At 71.0% G+C, this 23,943-nt stretch carries 25 protein-coding genes; 13 read left to right on the top strand and 12 right to left on the bottom strand.

The genetic code is table 11. The features are described 5' to 3' along the window. Positions 1–16: 16 nt before the first annotated feature. The gene (locus IEZ20_RS26800) at positions 17–439 is read left to right on the top strand and encodes an NUDIX hydrolase (RefSeq protein ID WP_189303285.1); all 423 of its coding nucleotides are present in this window, start codon (positions 17–19) and stop codon (positions 437–439) included. A gap of 12 nt (positions 440–451) precedes the next feature. Here IEZ20_RS26800 and IEZ20_RS26795 read toward each other — a convergent pair whose 3' ends face one another. Beyond that, positions 452–637 (bottom strand): hypothetical protein, encoded by a 186-nt coding sequence (locus tag IEZ20_RS26795; protein WP_189303283.1) that lies wholly within the window; start codon positions 635–637, stop codon positions 452–454. 139 nt (positions 638–776) lie between these two features. Here IEZ20_RS26795 and IEZ20_RS26790 point away from each other — a divergent pair, with 139 nt between their 5' ends. After that, positions 777–1,640, top strand: coding sequence for an SCO4651 family lipoprotein (locus tag IEZ20_RS26790; protein ID WP_189303281.1), 864 nt, complete (start codon positions 777–779; stop codon positions 1,638–1,640). Positions 1,641–1,757: 117 nt separating this feature from the next. Further along, the gene (locus IEZ20_RS26785) at positions 1,758–1,919 is read left to right on the top strand and encodes a hypothetical protein (protein ID WP_189303279.1); all 162 of its coding nucleotides are present in this window, start codon (positions 1,758–1,760) and stop codon (positions 1,917–1,919) included. A 15-nt stretch (positions 1,920–1,934) separates the two neighbouring features. Here IEZ20_RS26785 and IEZ20_RS26780 read toward each other — a convergent pair whose 3' ends face one another. After that, positions 1,935–2,243, bottom strand: a complete 309-nt coding sequence (locus IEZ20_RS26780) for a metal-sensitive transcriptional regulator (protein ID WP_189303277.1) — start codon at positions 2,241–2,243, stop codon at positions 1,935–1,937. Positions 2,244–2,479: 236 nt separating this feature from the next. On the opposite strand from IEZ20_RS26780, the gene IEZ20_RS26775 reads away from it, so the two are divergent. Both IEZ20_RS26775 and IEZ20_RS26770 read left to right on the top strand, forming a co-directional pair. Continuing rightward, on the top strand, positions 2,480–3,100 hold the full coding sequence (locus IEZ20_RS26775; protein ID WP_015493282.1) for a DUF47 domain-containing protein: 621 nt from the start codon (positions 2,480–2,482) through the stop codon (positions 3,098–3,100). Positions 3,101–3,107: 7 nt separating this feature from the next. Next, positions 3,108–4,106, top strand: a complete 999-nt coding sequence (locus tag IEZ20_RS26770) for an inorganic phosphate transporter (protein WP_189303275.1) — start codon at positions 3,108–3,110, stop codon at positions 4,104–4,106. 518 nt (positions 4,107–4,624) lie between these two features. Here IEZ20_RS26770 and pstB read toward each other — a convergent pair. The 4 genes from pstB to pstS all read right to left on the bottom strand — a co-directional run bounded on the left by pstB (position 4,625) and on the right by pstS (position 8,789). Beyond that, the gene (gene pstB, locus IEZ20_RS26765; protein WP_189303273.1) at positions 4,625–5,401 is read right to left on the bottom strand and encodes a phosphate ABC transporter ATP-binding protein PstB; all 777 of its coding nucleotides are present in this window, start codon (positions 5,399–5,401) and stop codon (positions 4,625–4,627) included. Positions 5,402–5,477: 76 nt separating this feature from the next. Then, entirely contained in the window at positions 5,478–6,539 is a 1,062-nt protein-coding gene (pstA, locus tag IEZ20_RS26760; RefSeq protein WP_189303270.1) for a phosphate ABC transporter permease PstA, read from the bottom strand. After that, a complete protein-coding gene (gene pstC / locus IEZ20_RS26755; protein ID WP_189303268.1) occupies positions 6,536–7,540 on the bottom strand; it encodes a phosphate ABC transporter permease subunit PstC in 1,005 nt (334 codons plus the stop codon). The genes pstA and pstC overlap by 4 nt, the downstream gene beginning before the upstream one ends. Before the next feature lie 115 nt (positions 7,541–7,655). Beyond that, entirely contained in the window at positions 7,656–8,789 is a 1,134-nt protein-coding gene (gene pstS, locus IEZ20_RS26750; protein WP_189303266.1) for a phosphate ABC transporter substrate-binding protein PstS, read from the bottom strand. 323 nt (positions 8,790–9,112) lie between these two features. Here pstS and IEZ20_RS26745 point away from each other — a divergent pair, with 323 nt between their 5' ends. Continuing rightward, positions 9,113–10,684 carry an FAD-binding oxidoreductase gene (locus IEZ20_RS26745; protein ID WP_189303264.1) on the top strand — a complete coding sequence of 524 codons (1,572 nt, stop codon included), beginning with the start codon at positions 9,113–9,115 and terminating at the stop codon, positions 10,682–10,684. A 489-nt stretch (positions 10,685–11,173) separates the two neighbouring features. Here the strand turns inward: IEZ20_RS26745 and IEZ20_RS26740 are convergent, their stop codons facing one another. The 5 genes from IEZ20_RS26740 to IEZ20_RS26720 form a co-directional block, all read right to left on the bottom strand. Then, the gene (locus IEZ20_RS26740) at positions 11,174–11,881 is read right to left on the bottom strand and encodes a phosphatase PAP2 family protein (protein ID WP_189303262.1); all 708 of its coding nucleotides are present in this window, start codon (positions 11,879–11,881) and stop codon (positions 11,174–11,176) included. Between the two features lie 237 nt (positions 11,882–12,118). Continuing rightward, positions 12,119–13,120: a C40 family peptidase gene (locus IEZ20_RS26735; RefSeq protein ID WP_189303260.1), complete on the bottom strand. Its 1,002-nt coding sequence runs from the start codon at positions 13,118–13,120 to the stop codon at positions 12,119–12,121. 92 nt (positions 13,121–13,212) lie between these two features. After that, complete coding sequence (locus IEZ20_RS26730; RefSeq protein ID WP_189303259.1) at positions 13,213–13,998, bottom strand: trypsin-like serine peptidase; 786 nt, start codon at positions 13,996–13,998, stop codon at positions 13,213–13,215. After that, entirely contained in the window at positions 13,998–14,210 is a 213-nt protein-coding gene (locus tag IEZ20_RS26725; RefSeq protein WP_189303257.1) for a hypothetical protein, read from the bottom strand. The genes IEZ20_RS26730 and IEZ20_RS26725 overlap by 1 nt, the downstream gene beginning before the upstream one ends. A 10-nt stretch (positions 14,211–14,220) precedes the next feature. After that, positions 14,221–15,147: an oxidoreductase gene (locus IEZ20_RS26720; protein WP_189303255.1), complete on the bottom strand. Its 927-nt coding sequence runs from the start codon at positions 15,145–15,147 to the stop codon at positions 14,221–14,223. Between the two features lie 80 nt (positions 15,148–15,227). On the opposite strand from IEZ20_RS26720, the gene IEZ20_RS26715 reads away from it, so the two are divergent. The 7 genes from IEZ20_RS26715 to IEZ20_RS26685 all read left to right on the top strand — a co-directional run bounded on the left by IEZ20_RS26715 (position 15,228) and on the right by IEZ20_RS26685 (position 23,310). Next, positions 15,228–15,833 (top strand): TetR/AcrR family transcriptional regulator, encoded by a 606-nt coding sequence (locus IEZ20_RS26715; protein WP_373303968.1) that lies wholly within the window; start codon positions 15,228–15,230, stop codon positions 15,831–15,833. Positions 15,834–16,204: 371 nt separating this feature from the next. Next, on the top strand, positions 16,205–16,513 hold the full coding sequence (locus IEZ20_RS26710; RefSeq protein ID WP_014673544.1) for a DUF8827 family protein: 309 nt from the start codon (positions 16,205–16,207) through the stop codon (positions 16,511–16,513). Between the two features lie 118 nt (positions 16,514–16,631). Continuing rightward, a complete protein-coding gene (locus IEZ20_RS26705) occupies positions 16,632–17,450 on the top strand; it encodes a DUF8175 domain-containg protein (RefSeq protein ID WP_189303253.1) in 819 nt (272 codons plus the stop codon). After that, positions 17,440–18,783: a hypothetical protein gene (locus tag IEZ20_RS26700; protein WP_189303251.1), complete on the top strand. Its 1,344-nt coding sequence runs from the start codon at positions 17,440–17,442 to the stop codon at positions 18,781–18,783. The genes IEZ20_RS26705 and IEZ20_RS26700 overlap by 11 nt, the downstream gene beginning before the upstream one ends. Beyond that, on the top strand, positions 18,780–20,339 hold the full coding sequence (locus IEZ20_RS26695; RefSeq protein WP_189303248.1) for an SCO6880 family protein: 1,560 nt from the start codon (positions 18,780–18,782) through the stop codon (positions 20,337–20,339). Before IEZ20_RS26700 ends, IEZ20_RS26695 begins: the two co-directional genes overlap by 4 nt. 14 nt (positions 20,340–20,353) lie before the next feature. Beyond that, a complete protein-coding gene (locus tag IEZ20_RS26690) occupies positions 20,354–21,766 on the top strand; it encodes an ATP-binding protein (protein ID WP_189303246.1) in 1,413 nt (470 codons plus the stop codon). A gap of 14 nt (positions 21,767–21,780) precedes the next feature. Further along, positions 21,781–23,310 carry a type IV secretory system conjugative DNA transfer family protein gene (locus tag IEZ20_RS26685; RefSeq protein ID WP_189303245.1) on the top strand — a complete coding sequence of 510 codons (1,530 nt, stop codon included), beginning with the start codon at positions 21,781–21,783 and terminating at the stop codon, positions 23,308–23,310. Here the strand turns inward: IEZ20_RS26685 and IEZ20_RS26680 are convergent. Next, on the bottom strand, positions 23,307–23,873 hold the full coding sequence (locus tag IEZ20_RS26680) for a GNAT family N-acetyltransferase (protein ID WP_189303243.1): 567 nt from the start codon (positions 23,871–23,873) through the stop codon (positions 23,307–23,309). The genes IEZ20_RS26685 and IEZ20_RS26680 overlap by 4 nt on opposite strands. Positions 23,874–23,943 lie beyond the last annotated feature (70 nt).

Raw genomic sequence — 23,943 nt, 5'->3', positions numbered from 1 at the left:
ACCGGGAGGAGACGGCGTGAACGACACCGTGGTCCGGGCGGCCGGCTGCGTGCTCTGGCGCCGCTCCCCCGCGGGCGGCGTCGAGCTGGCCCTGGTCTACCGGCCGAAGTGGTCCGACTGGTCCTGGCCGAAGGGGAAGCTCAAGAAGGGCGAGCCGGCCCGCGCGGCCGCCCTGCGCGAGGTGCGGGAGGAGACCGGCCACACCTGCCGGCTCGGACCGGACCTGCCGACGCTCCGCTACGTCGACCGCACCGGCCGGCCGAAGGAAGTCAGGTACTGGGCCGCCGAGTCGACCGGCGGCGCGTTCGTCCCCAACGACGAGGTCACCGAACTGCTCTGGCTGCCCCCGGCCGAGGCCCGCGACCGCCTGACCCACGCCCAGGACAGAGAGCTGGTCCCCGCCGCGCTGGCGGCCATCGACGACGCCGAGCGGTCCTAGGAACGGCCTCCGCTAACGGCCCGCCGCGTGGTCCTCCGCGTCCGTGCGGGCCTGGCTGCGGGCGCGGCGGGCGGGGCCGCGCCAGCCGCACGTGCAGCGGGCCACGCAGAAGCGGCCCTGCTCGGTCGTCGTCGTGAGGTGTTCCTGCCCGGACCGGGCACGCTCCGGTCCGTCCTCCGGTACCGCGGTGACTGCCACGCCGACAACGTTACCCAGCCGCGATCACGGGACCGGCCGGGTCCCCGGCGCACCGGTGGCGCGTGACGGCGCCCCCTACCCGTCGTTAACCGGACGACAGGGGCCCGTGACGGACACACCGGCTGGGGGTAGGCAGGCGATGGATCGGCGGCAGCACGGGCGCGCGGGCAGGACGGTCGCCGCGGTGGGCATCCTCATCGGCCTCGGGACCGGGGCCACGGGCTGTGCCGGCAGCGGCGCCGCCGCCGAGGACGTCAAGGGCGCGGGCGACCCCGTCGCCGCCCTGCACCGGGCCGCCGACGCGCTGCGCGACGCCGGCACCTCGAAGGCCGGCACCTCGATGGAGATGGCCACCGGCGGCACCCGGGTCACCATCCGCGGCAAGGGGGTCTACGACTACCGGCGCCGCCTCGGCCGGCTCACCGTGATGCTCCCGGAAGACCCCACGGGCGCCTCCGAGCACCGGCCGATCACCGAACTCCTCGCCCCGGGCGCCCTGTACATGAAGAACCGGGGCGCGGGCGTGCCCGCCGACAAGTGGGTGCGGGTGGAGACCTCGACGCTGTCCGACGGCAATCTGGTCACCGGCGGCGCGACCGACCCGTACACGGCGGCCGAGGTGCTGCGCGGGACGCGAGAGGCGGCCTTCGTCGGCCGGACCGTGCTCGCCGGCACGCCCGTACGGCACTACCGCGGCACCGCCGACCTGAACCGCGCGGCCCGCTACGCCTCCCCCGGCGACAGGGCCGCCCTGGCCGCCGCGGCGAAGGGCTTCGCCACGGCCGCGGTGCCGTTCGACGCCTACCTGGACGACCAGGGCCGCCTCCGCAAGCTGCGGCAGCGGTTCAGCTTCGTCAACGGCCGCCAGAAGGCCACCGTCGCGGTCGCCTCGACCCTGCTGCTGTACGACTTCGGCATCCCCGTCGACGTGCCGCTGCCGGCCCCGGCGGACATCTACGCGGGCCGCATCGCCGAGGACGGCGGCGAGGGCGACGGCGCCTGAAACCGGCCAGTCACTAGTCCGGGACGCCACCCCGTAAGTAGCCCGTCCGTGCCATGCGCGGTGTGTGGAGCCCTGCCTACTCTAGGGAGCGGTGACGGCAGAGAAGAGGTGAGGCGGGTGGCTCCGGTCGGCGGCACGGCGGTTCAGGACCACGTGGCCCTCGCCGAGATCGAGCTGTGCGGAGAGCTGATCATCGCGGCCTCGGCGGCCGAGGACCGGCTCAGCCTGGAGAGCATCGACGAGGTGCTGCGCGTGGCGGAAGAGCGGAATCAAGCCTGACCCCGACCGGGCGGCTCAGCTGCGCAGCAGCCGGCCGATCGCCTTCGTCGCCTCCTCCACCTTCGCGTCGATCTCGTCGCCGCCCTTGACGGCCGCGTCCGCGACGCAGTGCCGCAGGTGCTCCTCCAGCAGCTGCAGCGCGAAGGACTGCAGGGCCTTGGTCGAGGCCGAGACCTGGGTGAGTATGTCGATGCAGTACGTGTCCTCGTCCACCATCCGCTGCAGGCCGCGGATCTGCCCCTCGATCCGGCGCAGCCGCTTGAGGTGCTCGTCCTTCTGCTTGTGGTAGCCGTGCGTGGCGCCGGCCTCGGTCGTCGTCGTCATCGCGGGCCTCCGTCTCGGGACGAGCTGTGGACACCGGGGGTACTGGGGACACCCAGCGGGATATATACCCCTAGTGGGTATATGGTAACGAACTTTCCGGGGTAGGGAGCCCTTCGTGCGCCCCCGTGCTGACCACTGTGCCCGATGGGCGACACTGGGATGCGGCCCATTAGCCGTGGCCGGATGATGCGCCTAGCATCACCCTGACCGAAACCGAAGCACCCCGAGGACCCCACGTGCGCTTTCGTCTGACCCCCAGGGAGACGAGCTTCTACGACATGTTCGCCGCGTCCGCGGACAACATCGTCACCGGCTCCAAGCTCCTGATGGAACTGCTCGGGGCGGACTCCTCCGCCCGGGCCGAGATCGCAGAGCGTATGCGGGCCGCGGAACACGCAGGTGACGACGCCACGCACGCGATCTTCCACCAGCTGAACTCCTCGTTCATCACGCCGTTCGACCGGGAGGACATCTACGCCCTCGCCGGTTCCCTGGACGACATCATGGACTTCATGGAGGAGGCCGTCGACCTCGTCGTCCTCTACAACGTCGAGGAGCTGCCGAAGGGCGTCGAGCAGCAGATCGAGGTCCTGGCCCGCGCGGCCGAGCTGACGGCGGAGGCGATGCCGAACCTCCGCACCATGGACAACCTCACCGAGTACTGGATCGAGGTGAACCGTCTGGAGAACCAGGCGGACCAGATCCACCGCAAGCTGCTCGCACACCTCTTCAACGGCAAGTACGACGCCATCGAGGTGCTGAAGCTGAAGCAGATCGTGGACGTCCTGGAAGAGGCGGCGGACGCTTTCGAGCACGTGGCGAACACGGTGGAGACCATCGCCGTCAAGGAGTCCTGAGGCGTCGATGGACACCTTCGCCCTGGTCGTGACCATCGCGGTCGCGCTCTTCTTCACGTACACGAACGGCTTCCACGACTCGGCGAACGCGATCGCGACGTCGGTGTCGACGCGGGCGCTGACCCCGCGGGCGGCGCTCGCCATGGCCGCGGTGATGAACCTGGCCGGTGCCTTCCTGGGCTCCGGGGTCGCCAAGACGGTCAGCGAGGGTCTGATCGAGACCCCGGCCGGCTCGACGGGCATGGGCATCCTCTTCGCCGCCCTGGTCGGCGCGATCGTCTGGAACCTGGTCACCTGGTACTTCGGCCTGCCGTCCTCCTCCTCGCACGCCCTGTTCGGCGGCATGGTGGGCGCGGCGCTGGCGGGCGGTACGAAGGTGCTCTGGGACGGCGTGCTCGAGAAGATCGTCATCCCGATGTTCCTGTCGCCGGTCGTCGGCCTGATCGTCGGCTACCTGGTCATGACGGCCATCCTGTGGCTCTTCCGCGGCTCCAACCCGCACAAGGCCAAGCGCGGCTTCCGTATCGCGCAGACCGTCTCGGCGGCCGGCATGGCCCTCGGTCACGGTCTCCAGGACGCCCAGAAGACCATGGGTGTCGTGGTGATGGCACTGGTGATTTCCGGCCACGAGACGTACGGCGACCCGATCCCGGTCTGGGTGAAGATCGTCTGCGCCGTGATGCTGTCCCTCGGCACCTACGCGGGCGGCTGGCGCATCATGCGCACCCTCGGCCGCAAGATCATCGAACTGGACCCGCCGCAGGGCTTCGCCGCGGAGACCACGGGTGCGTCGATCATGTTCACCACGGCCTTCCTCTTCAAGGCCCCCATCTCCACCACCCACGTCATCACCTCCGCCATCATGGGCGTCGGCGCCACCAAGCGCGTCAACGCGGTCCGCTGGGGCGTGGCCAAGAACATCGTCCTGGGCTGGTTCATCACGATGCCGGCAGCGGCGCTGGTGGCGGCCCTGTCCTTCGGCGTGGTCAAACTGGTCGCCCTCTGACCCCATCCCACCCCACCGCACCCCGACCCCGCCGGCCGACAACCGGCGGGGTCACCTTTTTCCCCACCCCGCAACCCCCAGCCGAACCAAGCCGCCCCCACCCCGCGAGCCCTCCGACCGCCCGAGCCGCCCCCGCCCTCCGACCGGACGGAGCCGCCCCACCCCCCACACCGCGAGCCTTCCAACCGGACCGAGCCGAGCCCCACCCCCCACACCGCGAGCCTTCCAACCGGACCGAGCCGCGCCCCCCCGCCCTCCCAGCCGAAGCGCCCCCCCCCACCGCGAGCCTCCAGCCGAGCGAGCCGATACCCACCTCTTCCGCCCGCCCTCCAGCCGACCGAGTCGGGTGGGCGGGTGGGCAAAAACGGGGACGAGGGGCGAAGCCCCGAAGGCCCCCGGCGCCGAAGCCGAACGCAGTGCCAACGCAGTGGGCCCGCCCCCGGGAGCCAGGGGCGGGCCCTTTGCGTCCTCGCGGTGGCACCGCCATGCAGCACCGCGAGGGGTCTGTACCGTCCGGCCTAGCCGAAGCGCCCGGAGATGTAGTCCTCCGTGGCCTGGACGGACGGGTTGGAGAAGATCCGCTCGGTGTCGTCGATCTCGATCAGCCGGCCGGGCTGCCCGACCGCCGCGAGGTTGAAGAACGCCGTACGGTCCGAGACACGCGCCGCCTGCTGCATGTTGTGCGTCACGATGACGATCGTGAACCGCTCCTTCAGCTCACCGATCAGGTCCTCGATCGCGAGCGTGGAGATCGGGTCCAGCGCGGAGCACGGCTCGTCCATGAGCAGGACCTTCGGCTCGACCGCGATCGCCCGCGCGATGCACAGCCGCTGCTGCTGGCCGCCGGAGAGACCGGAGCCCGGCTTGTTCAGGCGGTCCTTGACCTCGTTCCAGAGGTTCGCGCCCTTCAGCGACCTCTCGACGATGTCGTTCAGTTCCGACTTCTTGTAGTTGCCGTTCAGGCGCAGGCCCGCCGCGACGTTCTCGAAGATCGACATCGTGGGGAACGGGTTCGGACGCTGGAAGACCATGCCCACCTCGCGGCGGACCGAGACCGGGTCGACCCCGGCGCCGTACAGGTCCTCGTCGTCCAGCATCACCTTGCCCTCGACCCGCCCGCCGGGCGTGACCTCGTGCATCCGGTTCAGCGTGCGCAGGAACGTCGACTTGCCGCATCCGGACGGCCCGATGAACGCCGTCACCGAGCGCGGCTCGACGGTCATCGAGATGTCCTCGATCGCCTTGTGGGAGCCGTAGTAGGCGGTGAGTCCGCTTACGTCGATTCGCTTGGCCATGTCGTCTACTTCACTTCCAGAAAGTTCAAGCTCGGTCGCTGTGTGGCCCCGCCCGGCGGAGCCGGAGATAGTCGCCTCAGCGACCGGTCTTGGGGGCCTTCCAGCGGGCGATCCCGCGGGCCACCAGGTTGAGGATCATCACGAAGGCGATCAGCGTGAGGGACGCCGCCCACGCGCGGTCGTACGCCGCACCGGAGCCCGCGCTGTTGGCGAACTGCTGGTAGATGTACAGCGGCAGCGACGCCTGCGCGCCCTCGAAGGGGTTGTTGTTGATGAACGGGTTGCCGAACACCAGCAGCAGCACCGGCGCGGTCTCACCCGCGATACGGGCGACGGCGAGCATGACGCCGGTGGTGATACCGCCGATGGAGGTCGGCAGGACCACCTTCAGGATGGTGCGCCACTTCGGCACACCGAGCGCCAGCGACGCCTCGCGCAGTTCGTTCGGGACGAGCTTGAGCATCTCCTCGGTGGACCGGACGACGACCGGCATCATCAGGATGGCCAGGGCCAGCGAGCCGGCGAAGCCGAACGGCTGCATCTTGAAGATGAGCATCAGCGACAGGATGAACAGGCCGGCGACGATCGACGGGATGCCCGTCATGACGTCGACGAAGAACGTCACCGCCTTGGCGAGCCGGCCGCGGCCGTACTCGACCAGGTAGATCGCGGTGAGCACGCCGATCGGGGCGCCGATGAGGGTGGCGAGGCCGACCTGCTCCAGGCTGCCGATGATGGCGTGGTAGATGCCGCCGCCGGGCTCGGTGTCGGCGACGACGCCCATCGAGTGGGTCAGGAAGTAGACGTCGAGGACCTTCGCGCCGCGCGCGACGGTCACCCAGATCAGGGAGACCAGCGGGATCACGGCGATCAGGAAGGCGACCCAGACGAGGCTGGTGGCGACGCGGTCCCTGGCCTGGCGGCGGCCCTCGACGCGGGCGGCGATGCCGTACGTGCCGAGGACGAACAGGACGGCGGCGATCAGGCCCCACTGGATGCTGCTTCCCAGGCCGGCGGCGGCGCTGATGCCGATGCCCAGGGCGAGGGACCCCGCGGCGATCGCCCACGGCGTCCACTTGGGCAGGCTGGCGGCCCGCAGGGTGCTGGGGCGCTTGTCGGTGACAAGGGCGTTGCTCATGCGTTGGCCCCCGAGTACTCCGCGCGACGGGCGATGATCAGCCGGGCCGCGCCGTTGACCAGCAGGGTGATGACGAACAGGACCAGGCCGGAGGCGATGAGCGCGTCACGGCCGAACTCGTTCGCCTCGCTGAACTTGCTGGCGATGTTCTGGGCGAAGGTGCCGCCGCCCGGGTTGAGCAGGCTGGCCTGGATGTCGAAGGACGGGGAGAGGACCGTGGCGACGGCCATCGTCTCGCCGAGCGCGCGGCCGAGGCCGAGCATGGACGCGGAGATCACGCCGGAGCGGCCGAAGGGCAGCACGGACATGCGGACGACCTCCCAGCGCGTGGCGCCGAGGGCCAGGGCCGCCTCCTCGTGCATCCGCGGGACCTGGCGGAAGACCTCGCGGCTCACGTTGGTGATGATCGGCAGGATCATGATCGCGAGGAGGATGCCCACGGTGAGCATCGAGCGGGGCGCGCCCTCGTCCCAGGAGAAGAGGCCGGTCCAGCCGAAGAAGTCGTTGAGCCAGCCGAACAGGCCGTTCATGTGCGGCACGAGGACGAGCGCGCCCCACAGGCCGTAGACGATGGACGGTACGGCGGCGAGCAGGTCGATCACGTAGGCGACCGGGCCGGACATGCGGCGCGGGGCGTAGTGCGTGATGAACAGCGCGATGGCGACCGCGATCGGGACCGCGATGGCCATGGCGATGACCGAGGAGACGATCGTGCCGAAGACCAGGACCGCGATGCCGAACTTCGGTTCCAGGACGTTCGTGTTCCACTCGAAGGTGGTCAGGAAGTTCGCGTGGTCCTTGCTGATCGCGAGGGCGGCGCGGTAGGTGAGGAAGACCGCGATCGCGGCCATGATCGCCAGCAGCAGGATGCCGGAGCCGCGGGACAGGCCCAGGAAGATGCGGTCGCCGGGGCGGGTGGCGCCACGGGCCGCGCGCTTCTGCTCGGCGGCCTTGGAGTGGGAGGCGGGGGGAGGTACGTCGGTTGTCGTCGATATGTCCATCGGGTTCTCCGGTCTGCGGAGCCGTGCCCCCGGTCGGGGGTCCGGCTCGTGGCGGCGGTGCACCGGACGGTGCGGCCCGGCCCTGTCGGGTACCGGGCCGCACTCACGGATCAGGTCAGCTCAGGCCCTCGACGGTGGTGCGGACCTTGGCGATGATCTCGGCGGGCACCGGCGCGTAGCCGATGCCCGGGAGGACCTTCTGGCCGTCCTCGCTGGCGATGTAGCGCAGGAAGGCCTTGGTGGCGGGCAGGGTGTCGGACTTGTTGCCCTTGTCGCAGACGATCTCGTAGGTGACCAGGGTGATCGGGTAGGCGCCCTCGGCCTTGGTCTTGTAGTCCAGCTGGAGGGACAGGTCCTTGCCGGTGCCGATCACCTTCGCGGCGGCGATGTCGGCGGTGGCGCTCTCGGAGCTGGGGGCGACCGGCTTGCTGGCACCGGTGTCGATGGAGACGGCCTTGATGCCGTCCTTGACGTAGGACAGCTCGAAGTAGCCGATGGCGCCGGAGGTCTGCTTGACCTGCTGGGCCACACCCGCGGACTGCGGGGCGGACTGGCCGCCCTTGGCCTGCCAGGCCTTGCCGCCGGAGTACTTCCAGTTGTCCGGGGTGGTGGCGATCAGGTACTTGGTGAAGTTGTCCGTGGTGCCGGACTCGTCCGAGCGGTGGAACGCCTGGATCTTCAGGTCGGGCAGCTTGACGCCCTTGTTCAGCGCGGCGATCGCCGGGTCGTTCCACTTGGTGATCTTGCTGTCGAAGATCTTGGCGAGCGTCGGGGCGTCCAGGACCAGGTTGTCCACACCCGGGACGTTGTAGCCGACGGCGATCGGGCCGCCGACCATCGGCAGGTCGATGCCCTGGCCGCCGTCGCAGATCTTCTTGGAGGCGGTGACCTCTTCGGGCTTCAGCGCGGAGTCGGAACCGGCGAAGGCGACCTGGCCCTGCGTGAACGCGGTGACGCCGGCGCCGGAGCCGCCGCCCTTGTAGTTGATCTGCACGCCACAGGCCTGGGAGAACGCCTTGACCCAGGCGTCGATCGCGTTCTTCTGCGCGGAGGAGCCGTCTGCGAGCAGCTGACCCTTGGCGTCGTCGCACTTGATGGAGGCGGTGTTCGCGGACGCCGACGGGTTGCCGGACTCCTTGCCCCCGTTGCCGTTGTCGTCGGAGCCGCACGCCGTCAGGGCCAGGGCGCCGGATACGGCGACAGCACCGAGGGAGAGGGCGCGCAGCCGGTTCTTGCGCTGAAGCTTCACTTTCGGGAGTTCCTTCCAGGAGCCGCCGCTGTCGGCGGCGCGCGAGGTCGTAGAGGTCCGTGTGCGCGTTGCTTGGCCGCACTCGGCACCCGGTACGGCCGAAATTAGGCAGAACAGGTGAAGCCGCCGATGGCCGGAAGTGAACGGGGGGTGAACCCCTGCCGTCAGCCCGGTGAGGTCACGGAATGCTTACGGGGAGGGCACATGGAGGTTCCGACGACCGGGTTGCGCGGACGCGTATTCGAGGGTGTTCACCCGGTCGGGGGAACCCGCGGGTGCGGCACGTCGTCTCGTTCCACGAGAGCCGAGGAAAGGCGACGGACATGGAACGGCGTACGTTCATCTCGGGCGGCGCGGCCGCCCTGGCGACGACCGCACTGACCGCGTGCGGTGCGGGCGGAGGCACGTCCGCCCCTGCGGCGGCGCACAGCGGTACGCCGTCGCGCTCATCCTCGCTCACGGCCCTGAAGACCACCAGCGCGAGCGCCGCCGCGAACTGGGCGGCCCTCGCCCGGGACCTGGACGGCACCCTGGTGCGGCCCGGGGACGCCTCCTGGAAGACCGCCCACCAGCTGTACAACACCCGGTTCGACGGACTGAAGCCGGCCGCGGTCGCCTACGCGGCGCACGCCGACGACATCCGTACGACGCTGGCGTACGCCCACGCCCACCGGATCAAGGTCTCCATACGCAACGGCGGCCACTCCTACGCCGGCTACTCCTCCGGCGACAACCGGCTGATCCTCGACGTGTCGAAGCTGAACCGGGTCCGGGCGAGCGGCGGCCAGGCCGTGGTGGGCGCCGGCGCCAAGCTGATCGACGTCTACCGCGCGCTCGCCGCGAAGGGCGTGACCATCCCCGCCGGCTCCTGCCCCACCGTCGGCGTCTCCGGCCTGGTGCTCGGCGGCGGCCACGGCGTCGCCTCCCGCGCCTACGGCCTGACCTGCGACAGCCTCACCCAGGCCACCGTGATCACCGCGGACGGCACCCAGGTCACCGCCGACGCCACCCACCACTCCGACCTGTTCTGGGCACTGCGCGGCGCCGGAAACGGAAACTTCGGTGTCGTCACCGAGCTGCACTTCAAGACCCACGCGGCGCCGCAAGCCGTCACTGCGTACATGACCTGGCCGTGGTCCAAGGCCGCGAAGGTGCTGAAGGCCTGGCAGGAATGGGGTCCGAGCCAGCCCGACGAGATCTGGTCGTCCCTGCACCTGGCCTGCTCCCCGGGCCGCACCCCGACCATCTCCGTGGCCTGCTTCTCCCTCGGCACCTACGGCGAGCTGCAGAACGCCGTGGACCGCCTGGCCCACCTCGCCGGCGCGAACGCCGCCTCCGTCACCCTGCGCCGCCGGGGCTACGAGGAGGCGATGGAGATCTACGCCGGCTGCTCCTCCTTCTCCACCGACGCCCAGTGCCACCTGCCCGGCTCCACCCCGGGCCGCTCCCCGCAGGGCAGGCTGGGCCGCGAGACGTACGCGGCCCGCTCCGACTTCTTCGACCGCTCGCTGTCGGCGGCCGGCATCCAGACGGTGCTGCGGCAGATCGCCTCGGTGCGGGGCGGCGCGGGCAGCATCGCGTTCACCGCGCTCGGCGGCGCCGTCAACCGGGTCTCCCCGACCGCGACGGCCTTCGTCCACCGGCGCTCGCGGATGCTGGCCCAGTACATCGCCTCCTGGGGCGCGGGGTCCTCCGGTTCCACGGCCCAGTCCTGGCTGACCTCGGCCCACACCGCGATGAAGCCGTACGCCTCCGGCGCCGCCTACCAGAACTACACCGACCCGACGCTGAAGGACTGGAAGAAGGCCTACTACGGGGACGCGGCGGCCCGGCTCGCGAAGGTGAAGAAGAGCTACGACCCGCAGCGCTTCTTCTCGTACGCGCAGGGCCTGTAGCGACGGCCTCCCGGCGGGCGGGGCCTCACGGCGGACCGGGCCTGCGACGGGCGGGGCCTCACGGCGGACCGGACATACGGCGAGCGGGGCCTCACGACGGGCGGAGCCTCCCCGGCACACCGGCCCTGCGGCGGATCGGGCCTGCGGCGGATCGCGCCTCCCCGGCGCACGGGCCTCACGGCGGATCGGGCCTGCGGCGGGTCGGGCCTCCCGGCGAGCGGGGCCTCACGACGGGCGGAGCCTCCCCGGCACACCGGGCCTGCGGCGGATCGGGCCTGCGGCGGATCGCGCCTCCCCGGCGCACGGGCCTCACGGCGGATCGGGCCTGCGGCGGGTCGGGCCTCCCGGCGGGCCGGGACTCACCCGCCTCCGTGCCCCGGCTCCCAGCCCTCGGCCTCGGCGCCCCGCCCTCGGCGCCCCGCCCTCGGCGCCCTGCCTTCGGCCCCCAGCCCTCGGCCCCGGCTCCGGCAGGGAGCCGGAAGGCGGGTCCTAGGCCGCCAGGTCCCGCTCCTCGGTCTCCATCGACTTCCGGGCGCTGGGCAGCAGGGTGTTGTCGCCGCCGTTCTCCGCCTGCGTGCGGCGCCGCACGAGCCGGCCCAGCCGCGGCGAGCGCTCCACGGCCCGGATCAGCGGGGTGAGCAGGGCCGTGGCCGGCGGGGAGAGCAGCAGGACGACCGCGGTGCCGAGCGCGAAGCCGCCGACGACGTCCGTCGGGTAGTGCACGCCCATGTAGACCCGGCAGAAGCCTTCCAGCAGGGCCAGACCGATACCGGCGAGGCCGAAGCGGCGGTTGGCGACGAAGAGCCCCACGCCGAGCGCCATCGTGATCGTCGCGTGGTCGGAGACGAAGGAGAAGTCGCTCTTGCCGGAGACCAGGACGTCCAGGCCCTGGTGGTCCACGAACGGGCGGGGGCGCTCCACGAACCCCCGTATCGGAACGTTCACGAGGACCGCGAGGCCGGCCGCGAGCGGCGCCCACACCAGCGCGGCCATCGAGGACGCCGCGTCCTCCCCGCCCCGGCGCCGCACGGACCACCAGCACCACAGCACGAGCAGCACCATGGCGAGCAGCAGGCCGTACTCGCCGACGAACTCCATGACCCGGTCGAACCAGTGCGGTGCGTCCTTGGCCAGGCCGTTGATGTCGTAGAGCAGGTCGACGTCGGGGTTCGATCCGGAATCGGCGAGTACAGCCATGGTGCTGCGGCCCCTTCGTCGTCTACCGGACGCACCTCGTGTGCGTCGCTCCTACCCCCGTGGTGTGTAGATCCGCTTCCGCTGTACTGCCGTCCTGCCCGCACTGACGTCCGCTCGGCTACGTCAACAGGAACGCACGGCCCCCGTCTATACGTTCCACTCTCCACGGAATGATCACGCAGACGTTATCGAAGAGAGACTCATCACCGCAGCTCAGGGGGCGGGTTCACGCTGGGTTCACACCGCCGTGGGGAGCGCTTTTGCGCCATCTTCGGTGACCCGGGTCGCGCCGAAGTAGTCGGGGGTGTCGATCGGGTCGAACCGGATCACGGCGCCCGTGCGCGGGGCGTCGATCATGTAGCCGCCGCCCACGTAGATGCCCACGTGCCGGATGGCCCGCGAGTCGGTGAGGTCGTCGGAGAAGAACACCAGGTCGCCCGGGAGCAGCTGGTCCCGCGAGGGGTGCGGCCCGGCGTTGTACTGGTCGTTGGCCACGCGCGGCAGGCGGATGCCGACCTTCTCGTACGCGGCCTTGGTCAGGCCCGAGCAGTCGAACCGCCCGCCCTGCTCGGCGGTGCCCTCGCCGCCCCACAGGTAGGGCGTGCCGAGCCGGCTCTGCGCGAAGGCGATCGCGCCGGCGGCCTGCCGGGTGGGGTCGATCCGGGTGACCGGCGCGGCGAAGCTCTTCTCCAGGCTGCGGATCCGCTTGACGTAGTTCTGCGTCTCGCTGATGGCCGGAACCCCGCCCGACCGGATGACCCGGTAGGCGCCCGCGTTGTAGGCGGCGAGCATGTTGTCGGACACGTTGCCCGGAACGTCCTTGACGTACTTGGCGAGTTCACAGTCGTACGAGGCCGCCGACGGGATCGCGTCGTCCGGGTCCCAGATGTCCCGCTTGCCGTCACCGTCGCCGTCGATCCCGTGCGTCGCCCACGTGCTCGGGATGAACTGCGCGATACCGCGCGCGTCGGCCGGGCTCACGACGGTCGGGTTCCACCCGCTCTCCTGGTACAACTGGGCGGCGAGCAGCGCGGGGCTGAGCGCGGGACACAGGTTCCCCCACTTCTGCACCAGCGACTTGTAGGCGGCCGGTACGGCCCCCTTCGCCAGCCCCCGGCTCCCCGAGGCCACCCCGCCCAGCAGGTTCCCCGCCACGAGATACACGCCGACGACGAGCAGCATGACGAACCCCATGCCGAGCGCGACGGCCGCCCCACCGATCACCCATACCTTCCGCACGGTTCAACTTTCCCCCATGCGGGCGCCCTTCAAGGCCATTTGTGCGCGAAGTGGCGGCATTTCACAGCTGCCGCCCGACCGGTGACGCGTCCTCAGCGACCGGCCGCCGTCGCGTCCCGGTACAGTTCCGCCGCCTCGTCCGCCAGGACCACGCTGTAGGAGGTGTCGGCCGTGGCGCCGCCCTGCTCGTGGCCGCCCAGGATGCCGACGACCTGGCCGTCGCCGTTGACCCAGGGGCTGCCGCTGGTACCGCCGGTGAACTCCGGGCAGTCGATGCGCTGTTGGGTGCGGCTGTGCGCGGCCGGCCGGTTGGTGCAGGTGATGGGGGTCTCGCGGGAGTCGGGGTAGCCGGTGACGGTGACCGCGGTGGCACCGGTGGCCACCCCGGTCGCGAACCGGCCGGCCCCGACCACGTCCTCCAGCCGCCTTCCGTCCCGCTCGGCGACGGTGGCGAAGGCGACGTCGCTGTCCTCGTCCTGCCTCTTGGCCCACCCGTCCGGCAGGAAGCGCCTCGTCACCTTCCACACCCCGTAGGGCGCCCGTCCGTCCCGGTAGCCCGGCACGAACACCAGCCCGCCGTCGTCGGCGCCGTCCACGCAGTGCGCCGCGGTGACGATCAGATCGCCGCGCGGGCTGTGCACCACCGAGGCCGTACAGAAGTGCCCCCCGGCCAGCCGGTCCGGCCGGTCCGCCCGGTCCGCGCCGAACAGCGCGCCCACCCGCACGCTCTGCCGGGACGCGGCGGCGTCCGCGGTGACCCCGAGGGGTCCCCGGCCGTCGTCGGCGGCGGCCACGGAGGCCGAGGTCAGCGCGAGGAGCACCACGGTGCCGAGCAGCGCGGGCCGTGAGGTCAGCGAGACGCGTGGGGTGCGCTTCATCACGGGTCACTCTTTCCCGCGAAGGTGAGAAATCCGCTGCGACTTCCCTGAGATTTTCCTGTGAACCAGCCGAACGGACCGGACGCGGTCGGAACGTCGTCCTTCATCACGTCCATCGCGTCCTTCATCATCGGGCGGACGATCACGGTGGGCGGCGGGATGACGACGACCGAGCTGACGGTCGTCGTTGTCTCAGGGGATGGCCGGATCACGCCCCTCCCGTCACCGTACCGTCGCCGTCAGCGGCCACTGCACGCCCGTCAGCTCCTCCGACAGCGTCCACAGCCGCCGCGCCGCCGCGGGATCGCTCGCCGCCGCGCTGCGGCCGACCAGGGTCGGGGCGCCGCGCATCTCCGCGATGCCGTCGGGGCCGACGTAGGCCGCGCCGGGCAGGTCCTGGGTGGCCGCGTAGAGGGTGGGCAGGGCGCCGGCCGTGTCGTCCTGGGCGAGGAACCTGTTGCCGACCTGCATGGCCATCCGCGCGACGGGGTTCGCGCCGTGGCTCTGGAGGTTGGTGGCCGCCCAGCCGGGATGGGCGGCGAGGGCCCGCACGGCGGACCCGGCCTCGGTCAGCCGGCGCTGGAGTTCCAGGGTGAACAGGAGGTTGGCCAGCTTGGACTGGGCGTAGGCGCGGGTGGGGTGGTAGTTCCCGCGCAGGTTGACGTCCTCGAAGCGGATCGCCTTGTCGCCCCAGCGGTGCGCGCTGGACGCCACCGTCACGACCCGGCCGGTCACCCGGGGCAGCAGCAGGTTGGTCAGCGCGAAGTGCCCGAGGTGGTTGGTGCCGAACTGCATCTCGAAGCCCTGCTGGGTGCGCTGCTCCGGCAGCATCATCACGCCCGCGTTGTTGACCAGCAGATCCAGCGGGCGGTCCCAGCCGGCGGCGAACTCCCGCACCGAGTCGAGATCGGCCAGGTCCAGCCGGCGCACCTCGGTGCTGCCGCTCACCCGCGCCGCGGCGGCGCCGCCCCGGGCGAGGTCCCGTACCGCGAACACCACGTGGGCCCCGGCTCCGGCCAGCGCCCGGGCCGCGGCGAAGCCGATGCCGCTGTTGGCACCGGTGACCACGGCCGTGCGGCCGGTCAGGTCGGGGAGGTGGGTCGCGTTCCACTTGCCGCGCTTGCCGCGCGTCACGGTCGTATCAGCCATGACCCCAATGTAGGCATCGACAACAATGCTGTCAATGACAACAAAGATGGCGCCGTCAACATCGAGATACGATGATGCGCATGTCCCCGTCGCCCGCGAGCCGCCCCTACCACCACGGAGACCTGCGCGCCGCCCTGCTCAGGAGCGCCGAGCGCACTCTGCGCGAGAAGGGCGTCGGCGCACTCTCGCTGCGCGAACTGGCCCGGGACACCGGTGTCAGCCACGCGGCCCCGGGCCGGCACTTCAAGGACAAGCAGGCCCTGCTCGACGCACTCGCGCTGGACGGGTACGAGCGCCTCAACCAGGCCCTGGCCACCGCCGACGCCCACCCGGACCGCCCCCTGGAGCAGCGGATGGCGGCCCTCGCCCGCGCCTACCTGGGCTTCGCCGTCGAGAACCCCGCACTGCTGGAGCTGATGTTCGCGCGCAAGCACGAACCCGACCGGACCGACCAGCTCGCCACGGCCGTCGACCGCTCCCTCGGCTCCTTCACCCAGCTGGTCGCGGACGCCCAGGAGCGGGGCGAGATCGTCCCCGGCGACCCCGAACGCATCACCCTGGTCGCCGCCGCGAGCCTGCACGGCCTGGCCGCCCTGATCGCCGGCTGCGCGCTGGACGCGGAGGAGGCCCTGGCCGGCCTGGACGAACACGTCCACCTGCTCCTGCACGGCCTGCGCCCCCGCTGACCCCCCAGCCGCGGCCGGCCACTTCGCCACCCGTAGCCCCGTAAGCCCGTTGCCCCACTGGCCCGCTGGCCCGTTTTCGCATCCCCCCGTGAGAACATCGACGCGACGCTTCACCCGACCGGCCGTCAGAAACCGCGCCAGGTCGTAAAGGGGCTCAACGACCGAACCACACACCAGGTTCCGCTCCGACCTCGTTGCCCGGCGTGACCTGCCGTGATACACAGAGTGACCGTACGCGCTATTCGTACGAAACCCGCCAGTCAATGACGTCAAGTCGACATACGTTGGCGACGTTGTCGGCGACAATGAGGCCTGACCTCTGCACACCGCAGGGGCACTCGCGGAACTACCCACCAGGGGCGGTGACTTACATGCTCTTTGCGGCCGACAAGGGAGACATCAACACCATCATCGGCGGGATCGCTCCGGACTGGGGCCCCTTCGGCAGCCTGGGCAACGAGGCCAAGGTGATGATCGAGGTGGTCATGGCCGTGGCCATCCTCCTCTGCCTCGGCATCGCGGTATGGGGCGCGGCGAAGCAGCGCATCGGCGCCACCGCCCTCCGGGACACCTTCAGCGCGGAACAGGGCAAGGGCCTCATCATCGCCGGTCTCACCGGGGTGTTCATCATCGGCTCCCTCGGCACACTGTTCACCATCGTGTACGGCATGGCGGTCTAGCCCCAGCCCCCTCCACCTGAGGTTGCGTTTCCCTGATGTCGAGTCACCACACCGCGCCCGTGCGGGAGCCAGCACGGCTACCGTCGTATGCCTACGAGGGTGAGGGAGCGCACACGGCATGAGTCCCGGAGACGAACAGGGCTACACCGAGACGGGCCACACCCGCACCCGCCTCCCCGACCCCGACCCCTACGGCGGCGCCCCCCGCCGCCCCCACCGCTCGTCCTCCCGCAGCCTGGTCACGGTGGTGGGCGTGGTGGTCCTCCTCATCGCCGCCATCGCTTTCGCCAATCGGGGGGGTGGGTCGGGAGGTGACGGAGCGTCGGGGAAGACGGAGAAGCCCAGGACCTCCGCCACATCGGCGAGCGGATCCCGCCCGGTGGAGACGAAGTCCGCCGGCGTAGCGACGGGCTTCGCCCACACCGAGCAGGGAGCGCAGTCGGCGGCATCCAACTACGCCGTGGCACTGGGTTCCACCGGCATGTTCACCAAGGACAGCCGCCACGTCCTCCTGAATCTCCTCTACACCGCCGAAGCTGCGGCCCGTCTTCAGGGCCCCATGGACCAGGCCTATTCACCCGAGTTCCTCGCCAAGATGGGCCTCGACGCGGCGGGCAACCCGCCGAAGGGCAGCACCTTCGTCTCCCGGGTGATCCCGGCCGGCACGACGGTACGGGAGTACACGGGCAACACCGCCAAGGTCGCCGTCTGGTACGTGGGGCTCATCGGCATGGCCGGCAACGCGTCGACCGATCCTGTCACCTCGTCCTGGAAGACATGGACGTTCGACCTGCGGTGGGCCGACGGCGACTGGAAGATCGACTCCGAATCACAGCAGGACGGCCCCGCCCCGGTGCCCGGCGACGACAAGGCCGCCACCTCCGACGAGATCAGCAAGGCCATCGAAGAGTACGGAGGGTTCACGTATGCCCGGTAGCCCGCAGCGTGCGCTCAAGCTCGCCGGAGTCGTGGCAGCCGTACAGACCACGGCCGTCCTGCTGGCCACACGCGCCTTCGCAGACCCCTCGCCCACCCCTTCCGGCAGCCCGTCCCCCTCGCCGTCGAAGGACCGGTTCAACTGTGACGCCATCTCGGGCGAGGCCAAGAAGTACTGCGAGCGCGGTAACACCTCCAGTGGGTCCGGGAGCGTCACCACCCCGGACACCGCGACCCTCGACCCGCTGTCGTCGCTGGCGAAGGGCTGCGCCGAGGCCGCCGCATGGACGGTGGACAAGCTCAGCAAAGCCGTGAAGGAGACCGCCAACGTCGACTTCACCAACCAGGCCTTCCTGAAGCAGTACGCCGTCGTCTTCGCCGCCTCCACGATCCTCACGCTCCTGCTCTGGCTGCTCGCCGTGGCCAAGCGCGCAGTGCGTGGCGTGCCGCTGACCACCGCCATCTCGGAAGCCGTCGGCTTCCTCTGGCTGACCGTGCTGGCCTCCGCCTTCACCCCGCTGATCCTGTACACCGTCGTCTCGGCGGCGGACGGCGTCACGGACGTCCTCGCGAAGGCCACCGGCGACCAGGCCGACACGTTCTTCGGCACCTTCTCCGGCGCCCTGAAGAAGGGCAACGACATCGGCGGCGGCCCGATCATGCTGATCGTCGTCTCCCTGGTCAGCATCCTCGCCGCCGGCGTCCTCTGGCTGGAGCTGGTCATCCGCGCCGCCCTGCTCTACGTCGGCGCCCTCCTCGGCACCGTCGTCTACGCCGGCCTGGTCGACAAGAACCTGTGGGGACACGTCCGCCGCTGGGCGGGGGTCATGATCGCCGTGATCCTCGTCAAGCCGGTCATCGTCATCGTCCTCGGACTCGCCGGCGCCCTCTCCGGCGACAACGGCCCCGACGCCTTCGGCGCCGTCGTCTCCGGCCTCGCCATCATCCTGCTCGCCATCTTCGCCAGCGCGATGATCTACCGCTTCGTCCCCGGCTTCGGCGACGAGATCGCCGGCTCCCGCAGCAACCGCATCATGCAGGGCGCCGAGAGCAAGGCCGCCGCCGTCATCAGCTCCCCCGCCACCCTCGTCGCCCAGGGCATCAAGACCCACAGCACCCGCGCCGACAGCAACGCGGCCCAGGGCGGCTCCAGCACCCCCCGCCCGGCCAACCCCGCCACCGGCGGCGTCGCCGCGCACAGCAGCCGTACCCCGACCGGGGGCACCGGCGGAGCAGTCCCCTCCGCCACGCCCGCACCCCGCGCGTCCAGCCCGGTCAACACCCCGCACGCCAGCAACACCCGCAACAACCGCTCGGGAGGTGAAGGGCGTTGACGACCGAGTCCCACCTGTCCCATCCGGTCACGCCCCGCCGTACGTATCTCATCGGCCGCGCCCGGCCGAACGCGATCGTCGGCCGGAACCGCGAGTCCGGCGAGATCGCCCTGATCATCGCCGGCGCGTTCCTCGGCATGATGTGCGGCCTCCTCGTCCCGGTCCTCTCCCTGCGGATCGTGCTGCTCACCGGCTTCCCGCTGCTCGCGCTCGCCGCGGTCTACGTGCCGTACAAGCGCCGCACCTTCTACAAGTGGTTCGAGATCAACCGCTCGTACAAGCGGACCGTCAAGGGCGGCAAGGCCGTCTACCGCTCCGGCGCCATGGAGGCGGGCACCCGGATCGACGGACGCGAGATCGAGGTCGGTCCGCCGCCCGGCATCGGCCGCATCACCTGGCTCGCCGCCCCCTTCGGACCGGACGAGATCGCCGTCCTCCTGCACGCCGACCGCAAGACCGTCACCGCCGCCATCGAGATCGAGGGCCCCGGCGTCGGCCTGCGCGACTCCGAGGACCAGGAGGCCCTGGTCGACCGCTTCGGCACCCTGCTCAAGCACGTCGCCAACGGAGACGGCTTCGTCACCCGGCTGCAGATGCTCGCCCGGACCCTGCCCGCCGACCCCGACGCCCACGCCAAGGACGTCACCCTGCGCGGCGACGACCGCTCCCCGAACTGGCTCCAGCAGTCGTACGACCAGCTCCAGTCCATGGTGTCCACCAGCAGCGAGCAGCACCGCGCCTACCTCGTCGCCTGCATGCACTACACCCGTGAACTGGCAGCCGAGGCCCACGCCATGGCCCGCGCCGTCCGCGCCCACGGCCGCAAGGTCGACCGGGACGCCGGCCTCGCCGTCGTCATGGCCCGCGAGCTGACCGACATCTGCTCCCGCCTCCAGGAAGCCGACATCCGGGTGCGGCAGCCGCTCGGTCAGGGACGGCTGGCCTCCCTCATCCACTCCATGTACGACCCCGACCACCCCATCGACCACATCCAGGCGATGACCCAGCGCAACGCCTGGCCGGCCGAGCTGGACGCCATGGAGCCCACCTACCTCCAGGCCAAGACCCGCGAGTCCAGCACCCGCGCGCCCTGGTGCCACGCCACCGCCTGGGTGAAGGAGTGGCCCATGACGCCGGTGGGGGTGAACTTCCTTGCGCCCCTCCTCGTCCACACCCCGGACGTCATCCGCACGGTCGCCGTCACCATGGACCTCGAACCCACCGAGGTCGCCATCGAACGCATGCTGACCGAGAAGACCAACGACGAGGCCGAGGCGTCCCGCGCCGCCAAGATGAACCGGACCGTCGACCCCCGGGACATCGCCGCGCACAACCGGCTCGACCAGCGCGGCGAGGACCTCGCCAGCGGCGCCGCCGGTGTCAACCTGGTCGGCTACATCACCGTCTCCTCCCGTTCCCCGGAAGCCCTCGCCCGCGACAAGCGCACGATAAGGGCCTCCGCCGGCAAGTCGTACCTCAAGCTGGAGTGGTGCGACCGAGAGCACCACCGCGCCTTCGTGAACACACTTCCGTTCGCCACCGGCATCCGAAGGTAGGGGCTGATTCGCCGATGCGGGATCCGCTGTCCGTCCTCACCGAGGCCTTCACCTCCTTCCTCTTCGGGAAGGTCGAGACGACCCGGCTTCCGGTGCGCACCTCCACGGGCCAGGCCCAGGCCGTCTACCTGCCCACGGCCGCGCCCGGCCTCGGCGACTCCGGCGTCATCATCGGCCGCGAGGTGTACTCCGGGAAGGGCTACATCTACGACCCCTTCCAGCTGTACGGCCAGCAGCTGCCGGCGCCGCACTGGCTCGTCCTCGGCGAGTCCGGCAACGGCAAGTCGGCGCTGGAGAAGACGTACGTCCTGCGCCAGCTCCGCTTCAAGGACCGCCAGGTCGTCGTCCTGGACGCCCAGGGCGAGGACGGCGTCGGCGAGTGGAACCTGATCGCCGAGGAGCTGGGGATAACGCCGATCCGGCTCGACCCGACGGCCGCCCTGAACCACGGGATCCGGCTCAACCCCCTGGACCCGTCGATCACCACGACCGGTCAGCTGGCCCTGCTCCGGACCATCATCGAGGTGGCGATGGGTCACGGCCTGGACGAGCGGTCCGGCTTCGCCCTGAAGGTCGCCCACTCGTACGTCAACGAGAGCATCGTCGACCGCCAGCCGGTCCTCTCCGACATCGTGGAGCAGCTACGGCACCCCGAGCCCGAGTCGGCGGAGGCGATGAACGTCGCCATAGACGACGTACGGGCCTGGGGCCTCGACGTCGCCCTGGTCCTGGACCGCCTGGTCGACGGTGACCTCCGGGGCATGTTCGACGGCCCGACGACGGTCGGCATCGATCTCGACGCGCCCCTGATCGTCTTCGACCTCTCCCACATCGACCGCAACTCCATCGCCATGCCGATCCTCATGGCGATCGTCGGCGTGTGGCTGGAGCACACCTGGATCCGCCCCGACCGGAAGAAGCGCATCTTCCTGGTCGAGGAGGCCTGGCACATCATCAACAGTCCGTTCGTGGCCCAGCTGTTCCAGCGGCTGCTGAAGTTCGGGCGCCGGCTCGGCCTGTCCTTCGTGGCGGTCGTCCACCACCTGTCCGACGTGGTCGACGGCGCCGCCGCGAAGGAGGCCGCGGCCATCCTGAAGATGGCCTCGACCAGGACGATCTACGCCCAGAAGGCAGACGAGGCACGGGCGACCGGCCGTGTCCTCGGCCTGCCGCGCTGGGCGGTGGAGATCATCCCGACCCTCACTCCCGGCATCGCGGTCTGGGACGTCAACGGCAATGTGCAGGTGGTCAAGCACCTGGTGACGGAGACGGAACGGCCCCTGGTCTTCACCGACCGGGCGATGACCGAGTCCTCCAGCGACCTCAGGGCCGACGACGCCCTGCACGCGGCCGAGCTGGAGGCCGAGCAGCGGGCCGCGGCCTTCGTGGAGCAGCACCTGGGCGACTCCGAGTCGACGGTGGCGTAAAAGGGGAGCACAGGGTGAGACCGGACGACCGCCGCGACGACCGCCGTGACAGCCGCCGGGAGGGCCAGGGCGGCATCCCCGACGGCCTGCTGATCGGCACACTCGCGTTCCTCCTCGGCATGACCGTGCTGGTGTGGACGGCCACGGGCCTGGCCGCCCGGCTCGCCCAGGGCGCCTGGCCCGCCGGCGTCACCTTCACCCGCACCCCGCTGGCCATGCGCCACCTCATCGGCCGGCCGCACGACCTGGCCGGTGCCTGGCCCGGCACCCCACCGGCCCAGCTGTCCGGCTGGGGCCTGTTCTGGGGCCTGTTCATCGGCCAGCTGATGATCCTCATCGTCCTCACCGTGTTCGTGCTGGGGGCGGTGGCGCGATGGCGGGCGGCGAAGGCACGGCGGGGCACGGCCGGGCCCACGGGGGCGGTGCAGGCGGCCGGTGACGCGGTGGGTACGGCCGAGGCGGTCCCGTCGGTGACGCCGGCCGCACCGGCACCGGCACCGGCACCGGCTCCGGCACCGGCCCCTGTGCCGCCGCCGCAGCACGAGATTCCGGTGCCTCGCAGCGAAGCGGTACCGCCGGGCCCGGGGTCGGTCCCGGCCGTCGGTGACCCGGTGGGCGGCTGGGAGAGGCTCGTCATCGCCCCCCGGGAGGGCCGTCACGCCACCGCGGTCCGGGCCGTCCAGGACGCCCCCGGCCCCACGCTGGTCGTCACCTCGAACCCCGCCCTGTGGTCGGAGACGAAGGACGCGAAGGCCAAGCTGGGCCCCACCCTCCTCTACGACCCGACGCACCTGTGCGACACCCCGGGCCGTCTCCACTGGTCCCCGACCGCCGGCTGCGAGGACAGGCAGACGGCCCTGCACCGGGCGACGGCCCTGCTCGCCCCCGTCCAGCCCACCGCCAGGATCGACCAGGCGGTGGCGGACACGGCGATCGTCCTCCTGCGCAGCTATCTGCACGCCGCCGCCCTGGAGAACCGCACCGTCCGCCACGTCCACCGCTGGTCGCAGGGCACCCAGGTCCAAGAGGCCGTCCGGACCCTCCGTACCCACCCGAAGGCCGCCCCCGGCGCCGCGGGCGAGCTGGAGGCGGCCCTCACCGCGCATCCCGAACGCCGTGACATCGCCCAGGAGCTGACCGGAAGGGCGCTCGCGGCCCTCTCCACGGTCAACGTCCGCGAGGCCTGCACTCCGAACCGAACTGATGCCCTGGCCTTGGATTCCTTTGTCCACGAAGCGGGAACGCTTTATGTGGTCGGTGAATCCATCGAGGACCCGCGGAGCAATCCGGGCGCGATGCCGCTCCTGACGGCCCTCGTCTCCAGCGTGGTCGAGCGCGGCCGGCGCATGGCCGAACGGTCATCCTCCGGTCGGCTCGACCCACCACTCACCCTGGTCCTGGACGACATCGCCGCCGTGGCCCCGTTCCCCGAGTTGCCGTCCCTGCTGGCCACGGGGGCCGACCAGGGCCTGCCGACGCTGGCCCTGCTCCGCTCCCGCGAACAGGCCCGCTCCCGCTGGCCGCACCAGGAGCTACCGGTCTAAGGCTGCGGCTCCAGCACGAACTCCAACTCGGTCTCCGCCTCGTTCTTGGTGAACGCGACGACCCGGCCACTCGGCTCGAAGCCCAACTTCCGGTACGCCGCCTGGGCCCGCGTGTTCTCCCGGTGGACGAACAACCGCACCCGCTCGGCCTCCCGCTCCCACGCCCAGGCCACGCCGGCCTCGAAGAGTGCCCCGATCAGCCCGTTCCCCCGGTGCTCGGGCCGTACGAACACCCCGACCATGTGCCCCTGCCGCCGCTCGACCGGGAACCCGGCCCAGTCCTCACTGCCGCCCTCCTCGATGAGCAGGGTGACCGAGCCGGCCCACGTCCCGTCCGGCGCCTCGGCGACGAACTGCCGCGCGTTCGTGGAGCCCACACCGGAGCGAACGGCCCGGTCCTGCCAGAAGGAGTCCGGCTGGGCCGCGGCGTTCTCGTAGGTCTCCAGAAAGGCGAGGTGCGCGATCGGGTCCCGCAGCGCGTCCAGTCGCAGCTCCTTCACCCGCTCCCATTCGTCGGGACGTATGGCGCGGACGACGTAGTCATGCCTGGTGAGAACTGTCATGCGGCCACCGTAAACGCAGAAAACCCCCGCATCGACCCGATGCGGGGGTTTTCCCAAAAATTGTTCGGCG

It is taken from the genome of Streptomyces cinerochromogenes (assembly GCF_014648635.1).
GTDB classification, from domain to species: domain Bacteria; phylum Actinomycetota; class Actinomycetes; order Streptomycetales; family Streptomycetaceae; genus Streptomyces; species Streptomyces cinerochromogenes.
The sequence above is the reverse complement of the archived record's forward strand: the minus strand, read 5'-3'. Positions and strand labels throughout refer to the sequence as shown.